Consider the following 18,500-nt stretch of genomic DNA (forward strand, 5'->3'; position numbering starts at 1 on the left):
CGGTCTACCCCTCCCGCCGCGCCTTGAGGAAATCGACGAAGGCGCGCAGCGGCGTGGGGACGAGGCGGCGGCCGGGATAGTAGAGAAAGGGGCCGGGAAAGCTCGGCCACCAGTCCTGCAGCACCGGCTCCAGCGCGCCCGCGTCGAAATGCGGCTGCAGCCAGGTCTGAAAGAGCGAGACGATGCCGAGCCCGTCGATGGCGGCGGCGACACCGAGATCCGATCCGCCGCCGGCCTGCACGATCAGCTGCGCCGCAGGATCGACCTTCACCGTCTCGTCCCCGCGCTCGAATTCCCAGGGCGTGATGGCCCGCCCGGCAAAGCGGCTGCGAATGCAGACATGGGACAGGAGGTCGCGCGGATGCGCCGGCCGTCCCCGGGCCGCGAGATAGGCCGGCGATGCGGCGCTGGCAAAGCGCTGGACGCGCGGGCCGATCGGCACCGCGATCATGTCCTGCTCCAGACGCTCGTCATAGCGGATGCCGGCATCGCAGCCGGCGGCGGTGATATCGACAAAGGTCTCGTCCGTGAGAATTTCCAGCCGGATATCCGGATAGGCCTTGAGGAAGGCGGGGACGATCTGCGGCAGGATCAGCCGTGCCGCGCTGATCGGCACGTTGAGCTTCAGGTTTCCCGCGGGCCTTTCTCCCAGGCCGACGACATGGCGGAGGGCGGCATCGATCTCGCGCATGGCCGGATTCACCCGCGCCATCAGCGCGCGCCCGGCCTCCGTCGGCACGACGCTGCGCGTCGTCCGGTTGAGAAGGCGGATGCCGAGCTCAGCCTCGAGCCGGCGCACCGCATCGCTGAGCGCCGAGGCGCTGCTGCCCGACGCCCGCGCCGCCTCGCGAAAGCCGCCGGCCGATGCCACCGCCAGAAACGCCCTGATATCGCCCATCTCGAACGCATCGTCCTGCACGACCACCCCTCCCCGCATTGTCCGCCAAACCGGACACGCTGTGCACATTACCACGGATTATCAGGCGGACGCGCGCGCTCTATCTTGGTCTCATCGTCACAAGGAGAATCCCATGACCGATATCCGGAACGCCAGCACATTTAAGCTCGGCAGCTTCACCGTCAAACGCCTCGGCTACGGCGCCATGCAGCTGGCCGGTCAGGGCGTCTTCGGCCCGCCGCGCGATCGCGCCGAGGCCGTCGCGGTGCTGCGGGAGGCGGTGGACAGCGGCGTCGATCACATCGACACCAGCGATTTCTACGGCCCGCACATCACCAACCAGATCATCCGCGAGGCGCTTCACCCCTATTCCGACGATCTCGTCATCGTCACCAAGGTCGGCGCCGTGCGCGGCACGGACGCCTCTTGGAACCCGGCCTTCTCGAAGGAGGCGCTGACGAAGGCGGTGCACGAAAACCTCGACAATCTCGGGCTCGAAACGCTTCCCGTGGTCAACCTGCGCGCCATGTTCGATGTGCATGGCCCGGCCGAAGGGTCGATCGAGGCGCCGCTGACGGTGCTGGCCGAGCTGCAGGCGGCGGGTCTCATCCGCCATATCGGCCTGTCCAACGTCACCCCGACGCAGATCGCCGAGGGCCGCGCCATCGCCGAGATCGTCTGCGTGCAGAACCAGTACAATCTCGCCCATCGCGACGACGACGCGCTGATCGATGCGCTCGCCGCCGCGGGCACGGCCTATGTGCCCTTCTTCCCGCTCGGCGGCTTCTCGCCGCTGCAGTCGGCGGCGCTGACGGACGTGGCGAAAGAACAGGCGGCCACACCGATGCAGGTGGCCCTTGCCTGGCTCCTGCAGCGGTCGCCCAACATCCTGCTCATCCCCGGCACGTCCTCCCGCCCGCACCTGCGCGAAAACCTCGCCGCCGCCGGTCTCGCGCTGCCGGCCGATGCTCTGGCGCGTCTCGACGCCATCGCGATGGCGGTGTGACGGCGCGCGCCTTTCCCCTCCCCGGCCTGCGCCGGGGATGGAGTTCGCCAACGGATGCGGCGCCTCAGGCGACGTTCGCCCGGCTTTCCCCCGCCTGCCCGGCGATGTCGTGGGCGTTGACCATGGCGCCAGCAAGCTGGCGGAAGCTGACGGTGCCCACGGGCTTGCCCGTCGCATCCACCACGGTCGCTTCGTCTTCCGGCACGCCGACCAGCAGGCGGAGCGCCTCCTCGATCGTGACATTGGCGGCGATGCTCCGGCCGCCATGCGTGTACCCGCCGCCCGCCGCTGCGCGCAGCGGCGTCATCACCGCCTCGACATGCACGACGCGGCCGCGATTCACCTCGCGCACGAAGCTCGCCACATAGTCGTCGGCGGGCCTGAGCACGATGTCCTGGCTGGTGCCCTGCTGGATTACCTCGCCGTCGCGCAGGATGACGATCCGGTCGCCAAGCCGCAGGGCCTCGTCGAGGTCGTGCGTGATGAACACGATCGTCTTGCGGATCTCGGCCTGGATGTCGAGCAGCACGGACTGCATGTCCATGCGGATCAGCGGGTCGAGCGCGGAATAGGCCTCGTCCATCAACAGCACGGGCGCGTCGTTGGAGAGCGCGCGGGCAAGCCCCACTCGCTGCTGCATGCCGCCGGAAAGCTGGTTGGGATATTTGTTCTCGAAGCCCTTCAGCCCCACCCGCTCCAGCCAGCGCATGGCGATCTCGCGCGCCTGCGCCCGCTCCGTGCCCTGGATCTCCAGGCCGAACATGGTGTTGTCGAGCACGCTGCGATGCGGCAGCAGCGCGAACTTCTGGAACACCATGGCCGTCTGGTGGCGGCGGAAGGTGCGCAGGTCGGCAGCGCCCATCTTCACCACGTCGACGCCATCCACCAGCACCTCGCCGGCCGTCGGGTCGATCAGCCGGTTGATGTGGCGGATCAGCGTGGACTTGCCCGAGCCCGACAGGCCCATGATCACCTGGATCGAGCCGGAGGCGATCTCGATATTGATGTCGCGCAGGCCGAGCACATGGCCGTGCACGGCGTTGAGCTCCGTCTTCGTCATGCCGTTGCGCACCGCCTCCACATGGGCGGCGGCGTTGGGGCCGAAGATCTTGTAGAGATTGCGGACGGCGATGCCGCCGAAAGCCGGATCAGCCATGGATGATCTCCCGGTGCTTCTGCAACCGTTTGCCATAGGCCTGGCTGACGCGGTCGAAGATGATGGCGATGCCGACGATGGCGAGCCCGTTGAAGATGCCGAGCGTGAAATACTGGTTGGCGATGGCCTTGAGCACCGGCTGGCCCAGTCCCTGAACGCCGATCATCGAGGCCACCACGACCATGGCGAGCGCCATCATGATCGTCTGGTTGATGCCGGCCATGATGGTGGGAAGGGCAAGCGGCAGCTGAACCTTGAAGAGTTTCTGCGCCTCCGAGGTGCCGAACGCGTCGGCTGCCTCCAGCACGTCCTTGTCCACCAGCCGGATGCCGAGGTCGGTGAGACGGATCATCGGGGGAATGGCGTAGATCACCACGGCGATGAGGCCGGGAACGCGGCCGATGCCGAGCAGCATGACGACCGGGATGAGATAGACGAAGCTCGGCATGGTCTGCATCACGTCGAGGATCGGATTGACGATCCGCTGGACGGTGTTCGACCGCGCCATGAGGATGCCGATCGGCAAGCCCACCGCGATGGACAGCACCGTGCAGACGAAGATCATCGCCACCGTGCGCATGGTGTCGGTCCACATGTCGAAATAGCCGATGAGCAGCAGCGTCACGAGACAGCTGAGCACGATCTTCACGTTGCGGCTGGCAAACCAGGCGATCACCAGAATGATGGCAGTGATGATCGGCCAGGGCGTCTGCGTCATGAAGCGATCGGTGGCGAGCAGGAAGCTCTGCAGCGGCGAGAACAGGCTCTCGATCGCGTCGCCATAGCTGCGGGTGAAGCCTCTGAATCCCTCGTCGATGGCTTTCTTGAGGTTGCGAAGCGCGTCGTCATCCATGTGTGGAAATGTGTAAAACCATTCCATGCGGGTTCCTTTCTCTGGAAGGAGCCGTGCGACGTCTTTTTCTTCTTCTGACGGCAAGCGGAAAGGCGGCGCGCCGTGCGCACCGCCCTGGAAGCATCGACTAGAGCGCCGCTTCGATCTTCGCGGCGGCGTCGGCCGAAACCCACTTGGTCCAGATGTCCTTGTTCTCCTTCAGGAAGTGCTTGGCGCCGTCTTCGCCGCTCGCCTGGTTGTCGGTCATCCAGGCCATCAGCTTGCCGATCGTCTCGTTGCTCCAGGAGCGCTTTTCGAGATAGGCCATGACCTCGGGACCGGCCTTTTCCGAGAAGGGCTTGGCGACGAGGGTGACGATCGTGTCCACCGGCCAGGCATTGGGCTTGGGGTCCGGGCAATCGGCAACCGTGTTGCAGCGCTTCCACTCGGCCGCATCCGCGTCCACGCCGGCTTCCAGCTTCACCATCGGATACTTGCCGAGCAGGGCCGTCGGCGCCCAGTAATAGGCGGCAAAGCCCTTTTCGCGCTCATAGGCCTTGGCGATGGCACCGTCGAGGCCGGCGGCCGAGCCGGTATCGACCAGCGTGAAGTTGGCCTTCTCGCCGTCATAGGCCTTGAAGAGCTGCGTCGTCACCACCGTGCCGCCCCAGCCTTGCGGGCCGTTGAGAACCGCGCCCTTGCTCGGGTCTTCCTCGCTCGGAAAGAGGTCGGGATGCTTGAGCAGGTCGGGAATGGTCTTGATGTCGGGATGCTTGTCGGCGATGTATTTGGGGATCCACCAGCCCTGATTGCCGCCGTCCGGCAGGGGCGAGCCGACCTTGACGATGCGGCCCTCTTCCGTGCCCTTGGCGACGACGTCGGGAAGCAGGTCGATCCACGCCTCGGGCGCGATGTCCGGCTGGCCCTTCTCGGCCATGGAGGTGATGGTGGGAACGGTATCGCCGACGGTGATTTCGGCCTGACAGCCATAGCCTTCGTTGAGGATCAGCTTGTCGAGATTGGAGATGACCTCCGCGCTCTGCCAGTTCATGCTGGCGATGGTGACGCTGCCGCACTCGGCGGCACTGGCAGCCGACAGGCCGGCAAACAGGCCCATCGTCAGGCAGCTCGAAGCCAGAAGTTTCTTCATTGTCGTTCCCCTTTGTTTTTAGCGGCAAGGCGTGAAAAGCGGGGCGCCGCGGATACCCGCTTCATGGGCTGTGAAGGACGGTCTCCTCATCCTTGAAAACGGATGCAGGACACGCCTGCGATGCGAACGTCTTGCCCTCCCCCACGGCCCGGGCCGGATGGAGGGTCAGTCGATTGTGGCGGATGGGCCGGGCGACCGGCATCCCTGTCGCGCCATTCCAGGGCGCGATTAGACGGGCGAGCGCGCGATGCGCCGCGACCGGACGCGGCGAGACGGGCGACGAACAGGAGGAAACGGCCTGGGTGCGTGAGGACGGGCGGGGCGCGGGGGCTGCGCTGTCGAAAGGGTGCCGCGCGGTCGTCATGGGAGCGGTCGTCATAGGAAACGTGTTCGATATAGCCACGGCCGCCATCCTCCGCTACGCCTGCCCGTAGCCGTGCCGGGCATGGAAGCGGTCGAGCTCCCGCGGCTGCGGCTCCTGCCCGGTAAAGATCGAGACGTAATGCGGAATGCGCTGCATCCGCAGCGCCACGTCCTCTCGGGCCTGCATGGAGATATAGCCGATCTGCACGAGATAGGTCGTGCGCGCCCGGACATCGGCGGCGACCTCGTCATGGCCGAAGCGCGCGAACATGCGGGCGAGCGCCTGCATCCGCGCCGCATCCGCCCGCTGCACCTCCGCCTCGATCTCCGCCGATTGCAGCGCCCAGCTGCGCACCGCGAACTCGAACCGCGCGTCGAACAGCCCGGTGTCGATCCAGCAGTCGAACACGTTCAGCATCGCCTCCGCGAGGGTCTCCGCATAAGCCTCCGACTGCCGGACGACATTGGCGGTGTTGGTGTCGCGCCAGCGGGCGATCAGAGCGTCCAGCAGCGCCTCGCGGTCCTTGAAGAACCAGTAGAAACTGGTGCGCGACAGACCGAGCCGCTTGGCAAGCGGCAGGATCTTTACCGAATCGACGCCCGATTCCAGCAGCACGGCGTAAGCGGCGGCAAACCACCCCTCGTAAGACCCGCGCCAGCCGCTCTCGTTCACCGCCTGCTCCATGCCGTCCTTTCTAACAAAAGCCGCCGCTGCCGACAAGCGGAATGTACACCCCTGTTTTTAATGTTGACACTCCTGTACATTTCTCGCTAGCCTCGCCCGCATCCCCCTCATCGGAGCTCAAGGCATGTCCAGCGACCCCCTCCTGCAGCCCTACACCCTGAAGCACCTCACGCTGCGCAACCGCATCATCGTGACGTCGCACGAACCGGCCTATCCCGAGGACGGCATGCCGAAGGAGCGCTACCGCGCCTATACGGTGGAGCGGGCCAAAGGCGGCGTCGCGCTGACCATGACGGCGGGATCGGCCGCCGTGTCGAAGGACAGTCCGCCGGTTTTCAACAACCTGCTCGCCTACAAGGACGAGATCGTGCCGTGGATCCGGCAGATGACCGATGCCGTGCACGAGGAAGGTGCGGCGATCATGATCCAGCTCACCCATCTCGGCCGGCGGACGCGCTGGGACAAGGGCGACTGGCTGCCGGTCCTCGCCCCCTCGCACCAGCGGGAGGCCGCCCACCGCGCCTTTCCGAAGAAGCTCGAGGACTGGGACATCGCCCGCGTGATCGCCGACTTTGCGGACGCGGCCGAGCGCATGAAGGCCGGCGGCATGGACGGCGTCGAGCTGGAGGCCTATGGCCACCTCATCGACCAGTTCACCTCGCCCGTGACCAACGAACTCGACGGCCCCTATGGCGCCGCCTCGCTCGACACGCGCCTGCGCTTCTGTCTCGACGTGTTCCGCGCCATGCGCGCCCGGGTGGGCGACGATTTCATTCTCGGCGTGCGCTATACGGCGGACGAGTGTCTTCCCGGCGGCACGGGACAGGCCGAAGGGCTGGAGATCTCGCGCCGCCTGCGCGACAGCGGCCTCATCGACTATCTCAACGTCATCCGCGGCCATATCGACACCGATCCCGGCCTCACCGACGTGATCCCCATCCAGGGCATGGCCAATTCGCCGCATCTCGACTTCGCCGGGCAGATTCGCGCGGCGACCAACTTTCCCACCTTCCACGCCGCCAAGATCCCCGATGTCGCCACCGCCCGCCACGCGATCGCCAGCGGCAAGGTGGACATGGTCGGCATGACGCGGGCGCACATGACCGACCCGCATATCGTGCGCAAGATCATCGAGAAGCGCGAGGAGGACATCCGCCCCTGCGTCGGCGCCAATTACTGTCTCGACCGGATCTACCAGGGCGGCATGGCCTTCTGCATCCACAATGCGGCGACGGGCCGCGAGGAGACCATGCCGCATGCGATTCCCGCAGCGGAAACGAAGCGCCGAATCGTCATCGTCGGCGCCGGACCTGCGGGGCTGGAGGCCGCCCGCGTCTCGGCCGAGCGCGGCCATGCCGTCGTCGTCTTCGAGGCGGCCAGCCAGCCCGGCGGCCAGATCCGCCTCACCGCCCGTAGCGCGCGCCGCCGCGAGATGATGAGCATCATCGACTGGCGCATGGCCCAGTGCGAAAAGCACGGCGTCACCTTCCATTTCAACAGCTGGGCGGATGCCGACACGATCTCGGCGGAAAACCCCGACGTCGTCATCATCGCGACCGGCGGCCTGCCGCACACGGAGGTGCTCACCGCCGGCAACGATCTCGTGGTATCCTCCTGGGACATCATTTCCGGCGATGTAAAGCCGGGCACCAACGTGCTCGTCTTCGACGACGCCGGCGACCATGCCGGCCTGCAGGCCGCCGAGATCATCGCGGCCGCGGGCGCCAGGGTCGAGATCATGACGCCGGACCGCGCCTTCGCGCCGGAGGTGATGGCCATGAACCTCGTGCCCTACATGCGCGCGCTGCAGGCGCTCGACGCCACCTTCACCGTCACCTACAGGCTGCAGGCCGCCGAGCGGCGCGGCAACACCCTCGTCGCCCGCGTCGGCAGCGATTACGGCGGCGATCTGAGCCTCGGGGCCAAGGAGCGCATCGTCGACCAGATCGTCGTCAACCACGGCACCATCCCGCTCGACGACCTCTATTTCGACCTCCGCCCCGGCTCCACCAACCTCGGCGAAGTCGCCTACGACGCCCTCATCGCCGGCACACCCCAGACCGTCACCCGCAACCCCGACGGCACCTACCAGCTCTTCCGCATCGGCGACGCCGTGGCGGCGCGCAACACGCATGCGGCGATCTACGATGCGCTTCGGCTGGCCAAGGATTTGTAAGGCAATGGCCCGGCTGGCGTGAAACCCCTTCTGGAGCGCGACATGCGGTCATTGCGGCGGCGCGGATGAAACGCTATGCGTGGCGACGTGCATGAGCCAGGGACGAACACGATGATCAAGATCATGGTCTTGCTCCACAGCGCCGACGGTCTGGAGTGGCAGACGCCGCCCAAGGGAACGAGCCTGAAGACGCTGAGCGAAGCCGAGGAGCAGGGCTTCATCCTGATCCGCGGAGAGTACCAGAAACGCCAGTTCCGTCTGACCGAGCGGGGACACCGCCACGTCGAACACGACCGGCAGCGCCTCGCGGCGCGCAAGCTCTGAGCGGCCACGACCTGCCCACGACCGGGCAGGAAACGCCTCGGAGAGTACGCGGTATGACCGTGTGACGAGGGAACTGTGACACGGCGACATCCCTCACGATTGACGGTGGGCGTAAACTTTTCGTCTGCATCCGCCGTCGCTGTGAAATGTTGCGACACCCGTCAGGCCCGCGCCCTTGTCTGGCCGCGGGCCTTTTCGTTGTCGCTCAGAAATCCTCCCACGTCTCCTGGATCGCGGCGTTGCCGGAGAAGGCCTGGGCGACGTGGCCGGCGAGGCGTTTTGCCGGGGAGGGCACCGGGCGGTGGGTGGGGGTGGCGGCCATGGCGGTGGCGGTGTGGCGCAGGGCGGTGCCGAGTTCGAACTGCGCGATCAGCGTGCGCAGGCGCTGGGCCTCGCCGGCCAGCGTCGCGCTGGCGGCCGTGCTTTCCTCCACCATGGCGGCGTTCTGCTGGGTCACCTGGTCCATCTGGTTGACGGCCGTGTTGACCTCCGACAGCCCGACCGACTGTTCGCGGGCGGAGGTGGCGATGGCGTCCATATGCTGGTTGACGGTGACGATATAGCCTTCGATCGTCTTCAGGGCCTCGCCCGTTTCGCTGACCAGCCGGACGCCGCTCTGAACCTCCTCGGAGGAGTTGCGGATCAGGTCCTTGATCTCCTTGGCGGCCTTGGCCGAGCGCTGGGCGAGCTCGCGCACCTCCTGCGCCACGACAGCGAAGCCCTTGCCCGCATCGCCCGCCCGCGCCGCCTCGACGCCGGCATTCAGCGCGAGCAGGTTGGTCTGGAAGGCGATTTCGTCGATCACGCCGATGATGCTGGAGATCTCGTTGGAGGACTGTTCGATCTTCTGCATGGCGTCCACCGCATTGGCGACGACCGCGCCGGAATGGGCCGCGCTCTCATTGGCCAGCAGGGCCGTCCGGCGCGCCTCCTCGGCCCGCTTGGAGGCGTTGGCGACATTGGCGGTGATCTCGTCCAGGGCCGCGGCCGTCTCCTCGAGCGAGGCGGCCTGCTGCTCGGTGCGCTTGGAGAGGTCCTGGGTGCTGGCGCTGATCTCGCGCGTGCCGGTGTCGATCTGGGTGCTGGCATCGGCCACGGCGCCCAGCGTTTGCGCCAGCTGTCCGACCGCGCCGTTCAGATCGTGGCGCAGCGCCTCGAAATCCGGGGCGAAGGCCTGGTCGAGTTGGAAGCCGAGATCGCCGGCCGCCAGCCGGCGAAGACCGGCCGCGAGACCGGAGGTCGCCTCCTGGAGACGCTGCCGGGCAGCGGCGTCCGCCTCCGCGGTCAGGCGGGCGCGATCGGCCTCCGCCTGGCGGCGGGCGGCGTCCGCCTCCTGCTCCAGGCGCGCCTTGTCGATCGCCGCCTGACGGAACACCGCGACGGCGCCGGCCATGTCGCCGATCTCGTCCCTGCGTCCGGTCGAGGGGAGATCGATATCGGTGTGGCCTTCGGCGAGCTTGCGCATGGCCTGCGTCATCCCGCGGATGGGCCGCCCGACGCTGCGGATCAGCAGGACGGCCGAGAGCAGGAGGACGAGCACGATGGCAAGGCCGATGCCGAGCGCCACCGTATTGGCCTGCGCGACCGTGGAGCCCAGCGTGGCCTTCGCGCCGTTGGTGAAGCGGGTGGCGTTCGCCTTCGCCTGTTCGATGGCGACCGCCGCATCGTCGGCGATCTTCTTGCTGTCGGCGGCCGACACGACGGCCATGGCAAGCTCCATCTCTGCGTCCGTCAGCTGCACGCCGCCCTTCTTCCGGAAGGCGGTCTCCACCGCGGTCGCCCGCTTCGCCACGGTCGTCTCGAACGCCTTGAGCCCGTTGCGGATCTGCACGAGCACGTCCGGGATCATGGCGAGCGCGATCGGCTGCTCGAGCGCGTTCCAGCCGCTCTCGCTGTTTGCCCGTACATCCGCAAAGGCCTCCGCCACGCCGCTCGTCGTTTTGGCGAGATTGATGCCGCGCGAGGCGAAGCGCATCCGGAGGAGCGCCAGTTCGGCATTGACGATGCCGTTGAGGATCGTCTGCTCGTGTTCCACGATCTCGTTCGCCGCCGTAACCCGCAGACGGGCGATCTGCTGGTTGGCGATCATGCCGGCGATCAACAGGATGCCGATGCCCGAGGACACGAGCAATTTGGTTCCGACCTTCATATTCTGCAGTACTGACATCAGGATCTCCTGGGGATGAAGCCCGCTGCCTCTGTCCGGGCGGCGGACGCCGGGCGGCACACTCATTCTGCCGGCGGCTCTGGGACACACGGAGGTCATGTCCGTATGCATCATGCGAAAGCGGCGGCCCCGCTTGGGGGTCGCCTCGACGACGAACCGGGCGGAGCCGCCGGTCGTCATTAGCGGTCATGCGCGCGCATCGGCGACCGCGGGCGCGGCGTTAGCCGGAGGATGAAACATTGCTCATGGCGACCTTCTGGCGGAACGGATGGCCGTCGGGCGGCAGGGCGCGACACGCGTTTTCCCGTCGCCGAACGCGATGCGCGATCATCGGATTTATGTGTTGTATTTCAGATAATCCTTGATTTAAGAAGGGCATAGACCCTGCGCTTTCGACGCGAAAAATGGGTCGTTTCCAACGCAGCGTGCCGGGCCAACTCTGGATTTGACCGAAAACCGGTCACGGACCGCCGGCATCGACGGCCGGCGGCCGGGGAGATGACGCGCAATGCCGACGACAGGACTTTTCGGGCGCGAGACACCCCCCGCCGGGCCGGGCCGGGAGAGCGCCCGCCCGCGCCCGTCGGGCATTTCCTCGCGGCATTTTCTCAAGCTGGTGGAGGATCAGGGCCGGGTGGGCTTCTGGTCGATCGATTTCGGCATCGGCGACATCAACGGCTCGGTGGGGCTCTTCCGCCTTCTCGGCCTCTCGCCCTTCGCGCGGCTCGACTTCGCCGATGTGGTGCGCATGATCCACCCGGCCGACCGGGGCGCGAACGCCGATATGCTGGCGGTGATCCGCGCCGGACAGGCGATCGAGCGGGAGTTCCGCATCATCCGCCCCGATGGGAGCCTGCGCTGGATCCAGAACACGGCGGAGGTCCTCGTCGATCCCGACGGCGTGCCCCTGCGCGCGCTCGGCATGATGACGGATGTCACCGAACAGCACGAGGCGCGGCTGATGGCCGGCGAGGGATGGCAGAGCTACCAGCGCCTGATCGCGGCCATCGCCGCCGTCAAATGGCGCATGCTGCCCGACGGCAAGATCCTGTCTCTGCTGAAATGGGAGGAGCTGACGGGCCAGACGCTGGCGGCGGCGGACCATTGGGGCTGGCTGGAGGCGATCCACCCGGACGAGCGCGAGGAGGTTCGCGCGCTCTGGGCCGATTGCACGCGCACGGGGCAGCCCAACTCCGTCGATCTGCGCATCCGGTGCCTGGACGGCGCTTTCCGGCGCTATCTGATGCGCGGCGCGCCGCTCTGCAACGCGGACGGTGCCGTGCGGGAGTGGATCGGCGTGCTCATCGAAACGGCGCCGCTGCCGTCGGCGGCGTCGCGCCTGGCGGTCCTCCAGACGCTGGACGGCGCCCATATCCGGGCGGCGCGGGCGCTTCTGGACTGGAGCGTGGAAGATCTGTCGGCCAAGGCCGGCGTCTCCGTCTCCACCATCCGGCGGCTGGAACATGGCACGGGCAACCGCACGCGGCTGCCGCATGTCGAAGCGCTTCGCGAGGCCCTGCAGACGGGCGGCGTCCGCTTCGGCCTCGGTTCGCAGGGCGAGATCGCGGTCAGCCTCGGCCGGCGCGAGGGCTGAGCGCCGGCGCCGGGCGAGACGGGCGGACCCGGGGGTGCGGCCGCTGCGCCCGCCGGTCCGGGCGGCTCAGAACTCTTCCCAGCTTTCCTGCAGCGCGGCGTTGCCGGCGACGGCGCGGGTCACCTGTGCGGCCGGATGGCGGACCGGTGCGGCGGCGGTGTGCGGGGCCGGACGCCCGGAGGCACCCCCCGATGCGCGCGGCGCTGCCCGCGTCGGGGTCGGGCCGGCCGCCATCGCCGTGGCGGTGAGGCGCAGAGCGGTGCCCAGCTGGAACTGCGCGATCAGCGCGCGCAGCCGGCCGCTTTCCGTGGCGAGCGTCGCGCCGGCGGCGCTGGTCTCCTCGACCATGGCCGCGTTCTGCTGGGTCACCTGGTCCATCTGGTTGACGGCCGTGTTCACCTCGGCCAGACCCACCGACTGTTCGCCCGCCGATGTGGCGATCGAGGCCATGTGCTGGTTGACGGTGATGATGTAGCCTTCGATCAGCCGCAGCGCCTCGCCCGTGTCGCTGACCAGCCGGACGCCGTTCTGCACTTCGTTGGAAGAGGTGCGGATAAGGTCCTTGATGTCCTTGGCGGCCTTGGCCGAGCGCTGGGCGAGCTCGCGCACTTCCTGCGCGACGACCGCGAAGCCCTTGCCCGCCTCCCCTGCCCGCGCCGCTTCCACGCCGGCATTCAGAGCCAGAAGATTGGTCTGGAAGGCGATTTCGTCGATGACGCCGATGATGTTGGACACCTCGTTGGACGAGGCCTCGATCTTCTGCATCGCATCCACCGCATTGGCGACGACACGACCGGACTGGGCCGCGCTGTCATTGGCGAGAATGGCGACCTTGCGGGCCTCGTCGGCGCGCTTGGAGGAATTGGTGACGTTGACGGTGATCTGGTCGAGAGCGGCGGCGGTTTCCTCCAGCGACGCCGCCTGCTGCTCGGTGCGTCTGGAGAGATCCTCGGCGCTGCTGCTGACCTCGCGGCTGCCGGTGTCGATGGCGTCGGTGGCCTGCGCCACGGCCGCGAGGGTCTGCGACAGCTGCGTCACCGCGGCGTTGAAATCTGCGCGCAGCGTCTCGAAATCGGCGGCGAAGGGGTCGGCCAGCTGGAAGGTCAGGTCGCCATCGGCCAGATGCCGCAGGCCTTCGCCCAGGCCCGATGTCGCCTGCGCCATGTCGGCGGCGCGCCTGCGATCGGCTTCGGCCTTGCGCTGGCGTTCCTCCTCGCTCAGGCTGCGGTTGGCGGCGGCTTCCTGTTCCAGCCGCATGCGGGCGACCGTGCTGTCGCGCAGCACCTCCAGCGAGCGCGCCATGTCGCCGATCTCGTCTTTCGCGGTCGTGTCGGAGAGATCCGCATCCACGCGGCCCGCCGCAATCGAATTCGTCGCGGCGATGACCTTGCCGAGGCGGTTGCGGAAGCGGTTGGCGAGCGCGGTGGCGACGGCGATCAGAAGCACGGTGGCGATGCCGACGACGACGAGCGAGGTCAGGGCAAGGCTCTTCAGCCCGGCGAACAGCGCGGGAACGGGCACGGAGACGACCGTGTACCAGGTGGTTCCCGGAAGGATGTTGACCGGCACGGCGACGGCGAGGTTCTGCGATCCGTCGGCATTGGCCATCTCCACCGGCGTGCCGGGACGCGCGACCACCTGTTCCCAGGCCGCCGCATCGAGCCCGGAGTCCTTCAGCGACTTGCCGAGCAGCGCCGGATCGGGATAGGCGACGATGCTGCCGCTCTGGCTGATCAGCGCGACGAAGCCGGCACCCAGGGGCTTGAGGCTCGAGAGATCCCGGGACAGGCTGTCGAGGGCGGTATCCACACCGGTGACGCCGACGAAGCGGCCGTCCTTCAGCAGCGGCACCATGAAGGAGGTCATGAGCACGTTCTTGCCGTCAATGGCATACTGATAGGGCTCGGTGAAGAAATCCCGGCCGGTCTGCTTGGGCACCTGATAATAGTCGCCGGCGCCGGGCTTGTCGTAGTCGATCAGCGGATCGTGCAGGATGGTTTCGCCCGAGCGCGCGAAATAGGGAACGTAGCGGCCGGTCGCATCATGGCCGGGCTTGCCCTTGAACGCGGCATCCTTGCCGTCGAACGCGTCGGGCTCCCAGCCGGTGCTGACGCCGACGGCCGCGGGCGTGTCGATCAGCAGCTGGCGCAGAAACGCATCCGTCTCCTCGCGCGAGGGGGCGCCGGTCCGCGTGGCGGCGACGAGATAGGAGCGCATGTTGAAGCTCAGCGCCTTCAGCGCGCCGAAGCGGGTCTCGACATTGGCGGCGCTGGTGGCGGCCGCATTGGTCATCTCGGCGATCGAGCGGTCCCGCACCTCGTGATAGGCGAGGTAAAGAAGAATGCCGGCCGTCGCCACCGTCGTGGTGACCCCGGTGGCGACGATGGCGAACATATTGCGGCCCGTGGCCGTTTTCGGGAACATCCGGCGTCTCCAAACGAGGTCTTTGCTTCAACGGTTCGGCGATAGACTTGGGCACGCCATCGTAGGCGACGGCACGGTTCTGTCCATTCTGCCAGTTTTACAAAGGTTTGGTTGAAATACGCTTAACGCAACCGCCGCACCGTGATGTGGGCAAGCTCCGTGGCGGCGTTTACCGTATCGCTGCGAGGTCTACCTGATATTTAGGGTAGAAACGTCTGTCGTCTCCGGCGGAATGTCCAGGGAAGGACGCGACGGGACCGAAGGCATACTGTATTGCCCCCTCCCCTCTTCTTGTCCGCGCGGGTCAGAGGCGATCTGGCCGCCGCGCCGACGCGCGTCGTTCGGCAAGAACGAGCAGCCGGCCGAGCGCCATCAGCGCGATGCCGATCGGCACGGCGGGGGTGGTGGTGAGCGTCTGCAGGACGGCGAGGAAGACATAGGGGTGGATGCCGGTGATCAGCGCCAGAGGCACGAGACCGGCGACGAAGATCAGAAGACCCGCGAGAATGGTCGCCCCACCGGGAGACCGCAGGCAGCCGAAGAGGAGAAGGAGCAGGAAGAGGACGGCGACGAGGGTTCCCATGACAGCCTTTCGCACGGTTCGGACCATGCGCCATTGAACCCTCGCAGCGGGAGAAAGGCAAGGCGCGGGTTTCGAAGCGGCAGGTCCGGTTTCCGGGAGGGTCGGCGTGCCGGCAGGCACCTCGGCCCCGTCTGTCAGCGAAGCGGTCTTGCGCGGGCAGCACGACACGCCGTCGGTCCGGGTCGAGCCCGGAGCGACGGCGTGTGCGAACCCGCCTTCAGACCACGTCGTGACGGTGAGCAGATGTCGCCTTGGCGCATCCGAAGGCCAACGACCGGAACCGTCTCACGCCTCCCCTTCCCGCCCCGGGCCCGCTCCGACGCCTGCGCCCTCTCCCTCTCCCTTGCCCTCGCCGACGGGCATGTAGAGATCGCCGCCATCGCGGTATTTCGCGGCCATGGCCGCCAGACCGTCCTTCTGGGCTTCGGCGCGGATGTCGTGGGAGATGCGCATCGAACAGAATTTCGGGCCGCACATGGAGCAGAAATGCGCGACCTTGTGCGCCTCCTTCGGCAGGGTCTCGTCATGGAAGGCGCGGGCCGTATCGGGGTCGAGCGAGAGGTTGAACTGATCCTCCCAGCGGAACTCGAAGCGTGCGCGCGACAGCGCATCGTCGCGCAGGCGGGCGGCCGGGTGGCCCTTGGCGAGGTCGGCGGCGTGGGCGGCGATCTTGTAGGTGATGACGCCGGTCTTCACGTCGTTGCGGTCGGGCAGGCCCAGATGCTCCTTCGGCGTGACGTAGCAGAGCATGGCCGTGCCGAACCAGCCGATCATCGCCGCCCCGATGCCCGAGGTGATGTGGTCGTAGCCGGGCGCGATATCGGTGGTGAGCGGCCCGAGCGTGTAGAACGGCGCCTCGCCGCAAACGGCCAGCTGCTTGTCCATATTGGCCTTGATCTTGTGCATCGGCACATGGCCGGGCCCTTCGATCATCACCTGGCAATCGTGGCCCCAGGCGATCTTCGTCAGCTCGCCCAGCGTCTCCAGCTCGGCGAACTGCGCCGCGTCGTTCGCATCGGCGATCGAGCCGGGGCGCAGCCCGTCGCCCAGCGAGAAGGAGACGTCATAGGCGCGCGCAATCTCGCAGATCTCCTCGAAATGCTCGTAGAGAAAGTTCTCCCGGTGGTGATGCAGGCACCACTTGGCCATGATGGAGCCGCCGCGCGAGACGATGCCGGTCACCCGGTTCACCGTCAGCGGGATATAGGAGAGCCGCACGCCGGCATGGATGGTGAAATAGTCCACCCCCTGCTCCGCCTGCTCGATCAGCGTGTCGCGATAGACCTCCCAGGTAAGATCCTCGGCGATGCCGTTGACCTTTTCCAGCGCCTGATAGAGCGGCACGGTGCCGATGGGCACGGGGGCGTTGCGCAGGATCCAGTCGCGGATATTGTGGATGTTGCGGCCGGTGGACAGGTCCATCACCGTATCCGCCCCCCAGCGGATGGCCCAGACCATCTTGTCCACCTCCTCCGCCATGGACGAGGTCACGGCGGAATTGCCGATATTGGCATTGATCTTCACGAGAAAATTCCGGCCGATGATCATCGGCTCGAGCTCGGGGTGGTTGATGTTGGCGGGAATGATCGCCCGGCCCTCCGCCACCTCGCGCCGCACGAATTCCGGCGTGACGACATCCGGGATGTGGGCGCCGAAACTCTCGCCGTCGCGCTGCAGGGCCGCGATCTGCGCCTGCCGCCCGAGGTTTTCGCGGATGGCGACGAACTCCATTTCCGCGGTGACGATGCCGGCGCGGGCATAGGCGAGCTGCGTCACGGCGCCGCCTGCGACCGCCTTTCGCGGCCGGGCGCGAAGGGGAAACGCGGGCGTCAGGCGGTCGCCGGCGACGAAGCCGTTATCGGCCGCAGTCACCGCCCGGCCTTCATAGGCCACGGTGTCGGCACGCGCGGTGAGCCAATCGGTGCGCAGGCGCGGCAGGCCGCGATCGATGGAGACGGCATAGGCCGGATCGGTATAGGGGCCGGAGGGATCGTAGACCGTGACCGCGGGTTCGCCGGCGGTTGGGTGCAGCGCGATCTCGCGCATCGGCACGCGCAGGCCGGGATGAAGGATCCCGGGTTTGAACACCTTGGTCGAGGCGGGCAGGGCGCCGGTGGTCACGCTCGGCAGGGGGGTGGGAATGGCAATCGTCATGGCAGGCTCTCCGGGTTGGAGACCCAGTCCGCCTGGCGACGAGAGCCGAGAAAACGCGATGCCGGCCACAAGGCGAGGGATCGCCGGAGAGCCTGCAAGCGCCTCACCGTCCCTCCGCCAGTATGAACTGGATCAGGTTCAACGGGTCACTGCGCGTACAGCAGTATCTCAGCCCCTTGGCGGGACCCCCCTGGTGAATATGCGGAAGGTTGCATGGAGCCGTGGCCATGGTCAAGCCGGCTTTTGCCGATGGCGTCCGGCTGTCGCGGGGTGGATGGCGCCCGTTCGATCACCACCGTGAATCGATCGGCCCGGATCGATTCACAAGTCTCGTTGGACCTCGGCTTCCCGGCGCGCGACTCTCTGCCCATGACCCACGCATCCTACCGCCTGCATCTGGAACGCTGCGACCCCGCGCGCAACATGGCGCGCTTCTACGCCCTGTCGCTCGAACCCTCGCTCTTCGGCGAGATCGTGCTGGTGCGCCGCTGGGGACGGATCGGCGCACCCGGCCGATCGCGCCTCGAGGTCTTCGCCGACGAGCGGGCGGCGGTAACAGCGATGATGGCGCTGCTCAGGCAGAAGCGGGCGCGCGGATATGCGGTGGGGCAGTGGGGTTTGCGGCCGGTGGCGCGGCGGAGTTGACAGCTGTCAACTTTCGATAGGGCGCAATGCACTTTGTCACGGCATCCAAAGTTGACAGCTGTCAACTTTGAAGGCGTGCGTTCCCGCGGGGAGAAAAACGGCCAATCCGCCTTGTTCTTCAATGCCACCGGCCTCGATTTTTCCCCGCGGTTCGCCGACCCCTTATCCTGTCGGGGCTGCGAGGCGGGAAAAGGCGGTGCCGGACCGCTGTGGACAGGCAGAAGGATTCGGATTTGGGCATCCAGAAATCGCTTGACGCGACTCAGCAACAGACCTCAACCTCTAACGGCTGGAGACGAATATCGACGGCTCCGGCGTAACAGGCCGTCCCCTCTGTAGATGA

General features: G+C 67.1%; 14 protein-coding genes and 1 riboswitch. Of the genes, 5 read left to right on the forward strand and 9 right to left on the reverse strand.

The window, feature by feature from the left end; genetic code table 11:
* Nucleotides 1-4 precede the first annotated feature (4 nt).
* A complete protein-coding gene (locus LRX75_RS10700) occupies nt 5-898 on the reverse strand; it encodes a LysR substrate-binding domain-containing protein (protein WP_231814523.1) in 894 nt (297 codons plus the stop codon).
* 133 nt (nt 899-1,031) lie between these two features.
* Here LRX75_RS10700 and LRX75_RS10705 point away from each other — a divergent pair, with 133 nt between their 5' ends.
* On the forward strand, nt 1,032-1,904 hold the full coding sequence (locus tag LRX75_RS10705) for an oxidoreductase (RefSeq protein WP_231814199.1): 873 nt from the start codon (nt 1,032-1,034) through the stop codon (nt 1,902-1,904).
* A 64-nt stretch (nt 1,905-1,968) separates the two neighbouring features.
* On the opposite strand, the gene LRX75_RS10710 is transcribed toward LRX75_RS10705, so the two are convergent.
* The 4 genes from LRX75_RS10710 to LRX75_RS10725 all read right to left on the reverse strand — a co-directional run bounded on the left by LRX75_RS10710 (nt 1,969) and on the right by LRX75_RS10725 (nt 6,090).
* Entirely contained in the window at nt 1,969-3,060 is a 1,092-nt protein-coding gene (locus LRX75_RS10710; RefSeq protein ID WP_231814201.1) for a quaternary amine ABC transporter ATP-binding protein, read from the reverse strand.
* Nucleotides 3,053-3,940, reverse strand: coding sequence for an ABC transporter permease (locus tag LRX75_RS10715; RefSeq protein ID WP_231814203.1), 888 nt, complete (start codon nt 3,938-3,940; stop codon nt 3,053-3,055). The genes LRX75_RS10710 and LRX75_RS10715 overlap by 8 nt, the downstream gene beginning before the upstream one ends.
* 100 nt (nt 3,941-4,040) lie before the next feature.
* A complete protein-coding gene (locus LRX75_RS10720) occupies nt 4,041-5,042 on the reverse strand; it encodes an ABC transporter substrate-binding protein (protein WP_231814205.1) in 1,002 nt (333 codons plus the stop codon).
* A gap of 418 nt (nt 5,043-5,460) precedes the next feature.
* Complete coding sequence (locus LRX75_RS10725; RefSeq protein ID WP_231814207.1) at nt 5,461-6,090, reverse strand: TetR/AcrR family transcriptional regulator; 630 nt, start codon at nt 6,088-6,090, stop codon at nt 5,461-5,463.
* Nucleotides 6,091-6,214: 124 nt separating this feature from the next.
* Between LRX75_RS10725 and LRX75_RS10730 the strand changes: the two genes are divergently transcribed.
* Both LRX75_RS10730 and LRX75_RS10735 read left to right on the forward strand, forming a co-directional pair.
* Nucleotides 6,215-8,266, forward strand: coding sequence for an NADH:flavin oxidoreductase (locus LRX75_RS10730; RefSeq protein ID WP_231814209.1), 2,052 nt, complete (start codon nt 6,215-6,217; stop codon nt 8,264-8,266).
* Between the two features lie 123 nt (nt 8,267-8,389).
* The gene (locus tag LRX75_RS10735; RefSeq protein ID WP_113152573.1) at nt 8,390-8,590 is read left to right on the forward strand and encodes a hypothetical protein; all 201 of its coding nucleotides are present in this window, start codon (nt 8,390-8,392) and stop codon (nt 8,588-8,590) included.
* 205 nt (nt 8,591-8,795) lie between these two features.
* On the opposite strand, the gene LRX75_RS10740 is transcribed toward LRX75_RS10735, so the two are convergent.
* Nucleotides 8,796-10,757: a methyl-accepting chemotaxis protein gene (locus LRX75_RS10740; protein ID WP_231814211.1), complete on the reverse strand. Its 1,962-nt coding sequence runs from the start codon at nt 10,755-10,757 to the stop codon at nt 8,796-8,798.
* 508 nt (nt 10,758-11,265) lie between these two features.
* Between LRX75_RS10740 and LRX75_RS10745 the strand changes: the two genes are divergently transcribed.
* The gene (locus LRX75_RS10745) at nt 11,266-12,351 is read left to right on the forward strand and encodes a PAS domain-containing protein (RefSeq protein WP_231814213.1); all 1,086 of its coding nucleotides are present in this window, start codon (nt 11,266-11,268) and stop codon (nt 12,349-12,351) included.
* A 66-nt stretch (nt 12,352-12,417) separates the two neighbouring features.
* Here LRX75_RS10745 and LRX75_RS10750 read toward each other — a convergent pair whose 3' ends face one another.
* The 3 genes from LRX75_RS10750 to thiC form a co-directional block, all read right to left on the reverse strand.
* Nucleotides 12,418-14,775, reverse strand: coding sequence for a methyl-accepting chemotaxis protein (locus tag LRX75_RS10750; RefSeq protein ID WP_231814215.1), 2,358 nt, complete (start codon nt 14,773-14,775; stop codon nt 12,418-12,420).
* Between the two features lie 304 nt (nt 14,776-15,079).
* Nucleotides 15,080-15,358 (reverse strand): hypothetical protein, encoded by a 279-nt coding sequence (locus LRX75_RS10755; RefSeq protein WP_231814217.1) that lies wholly within the window; start codon nt 15,356-15,358, stop codon nt 15,080-15,082.
* Between the two features lie 285 nt (nt 15,359-15,643).
* The gene (gene thiC, locus LRX75_RS10760) at nt 15,644-17,512 is read right to left on the reverse strand and encodes a phosphomethylpyrimidine synthase ThiC (RefSeq protein ID WP_231814219.1); all 1,869 of its coding nucleotides are present in this window, start codon (nt 17,510-17,512) and stop codon (nt 15,644-15,646) included.
* Nucleotides 17,513-17,603: 91 nt separating this feature from the next.
* Nucleotides 17,604-17,714: riboswitch (TPP riboswitch) on the reverse strand.
* Between the two features lie 167 nt (nt 17,715-17,881).
* On the opposite strand from thiC, the gene LRX75_RS10765 reads away from it, so the two are divergent.
* Nucleotides 17,882-18,157, forward strand: a complete 276-nt coding sequence (locus LRX75_RS10765; RefSeq protein WP_231814221.1) for a WGR domain-containing protein — start codon at nt 17,882-17,884, stop codon at nt 18,155-18,157.
* The last annotated feature ends 343 nt before the right edge of the window (nt 18,158-18,500 follow it).

The sequence above is a fragment of the Rhizobium quercicola genome, from assembly GCF_021168455.1.
Classification (GTDB): Bacteria; Pseudomonadota; Alphaproteobacteria; order Rhizobiales; family Rhizobiaceae; genus Ferranicluibacter; species Ferranicluibacter quercicola.

Excerpts from the sequence above, each read along its gene's own strand:
- LRX75_RS10705 (WP_231814199.1), top strand. The coding sequence starts at position 1,032 with ATGACCGATATCCGGAACGCCAGCACATTTAAGCTCGGCAGCTTCACC.
- LRX75_RS10715 (WP_231814203.1), bottom strand. The coding sequence starts at position 3,940 with ATGGAATGGTTTTACACATTTCCACACATGGATGACGACGCGCTTCGC.
- LRX75_RS10735 (WP_113152573.1), top strand. The coding sequence starts at position 8,390 with ATGGTCTTGCTCCACAGCGCCGACGGTCTGGAGTGGCAGACGCCGCCC.
- thiC (WP_231814219.1), bottom strand. The coding sequence starts at position 17,512 with ATGACGATTGCCATTCCCACCCCCCTGCCGAGCGTGACCACCGGCGCC.
- LRX75_RS10765 (WP_231814221.1), top strand. The coding sequence starts at position 17,882 with ATGACCCACGCATCCTACCGCCTGCATCTGGAACGCTGCGACCCCGCG.
- LRX75_RS10725 (WP_231814207.1), bottom strand. The coding sequence starts at position 6,090 with ATGGAGCAGGCGGTGAACGAGAGCGGCTGGCGCGGGTCTTACGAGGGG.
- LRX75_RS10750 (WP_231814215.1), bottom strand. The coding sequence starts at position 14,775 with ATGTTCCCGAAAACGGCCACGGGCCGCAATATGTTCGCCATCGTCGCC.
- LRX75_RS10745 (WP_231814213.1), top strand. The coding sequence starts at position 11,266 with ATGCCGACGACAGGACTTTTCGGGCGCGAGACACCCCCCGCCGGGCCG.
- LRX75_RS10730 (WP_231814209.1), top strand. The coding sequence starts at position 6,215 with ATGTCCAGCGACCCCCTCCTGCAGCCCTACACCCTGAAGCACCTCACG.
- LRX75_RS10755 (WP_231814217.1), bottom strand. The coding sequence starts at position 15,358 with ATGGGAACCCTCGTCGCCGTCCTCTTCCTGCTCCTTCTCCTCTTCGGC.
- LRX75_RS10720 (WP_231814205.1), bottom strand. The coding sequence starts at position 5,042 with ATGAAGAAACTTCTGGCTTCGAGCTGCCTGACGATGGGCCTGTTTGCC.
- LRX75_RS10740 (WP_231814211.1), bottom strand. The coding sequence starts at position 10,757 with ATGTCAGTACTGCAGAATATGAAGGTCGGAACCAAATTGCTCGTGTCC.
- LRX75_RS10710 (WP_231814201.1), bottom strand. The coding sequence starts at position 3,060 with ATGGCTGATCCGGCTTTCGGCGGCATCGCCGTCCGCAATCTCTACAAG.
- LRX75_RS10700 (WP_231814523.1), bottom strand. The coding sequence starts at position 898 with ATGGGCGATATCAGGGCGTTTCTGGCGGTGGCATCGGCCGGCGGCTTT.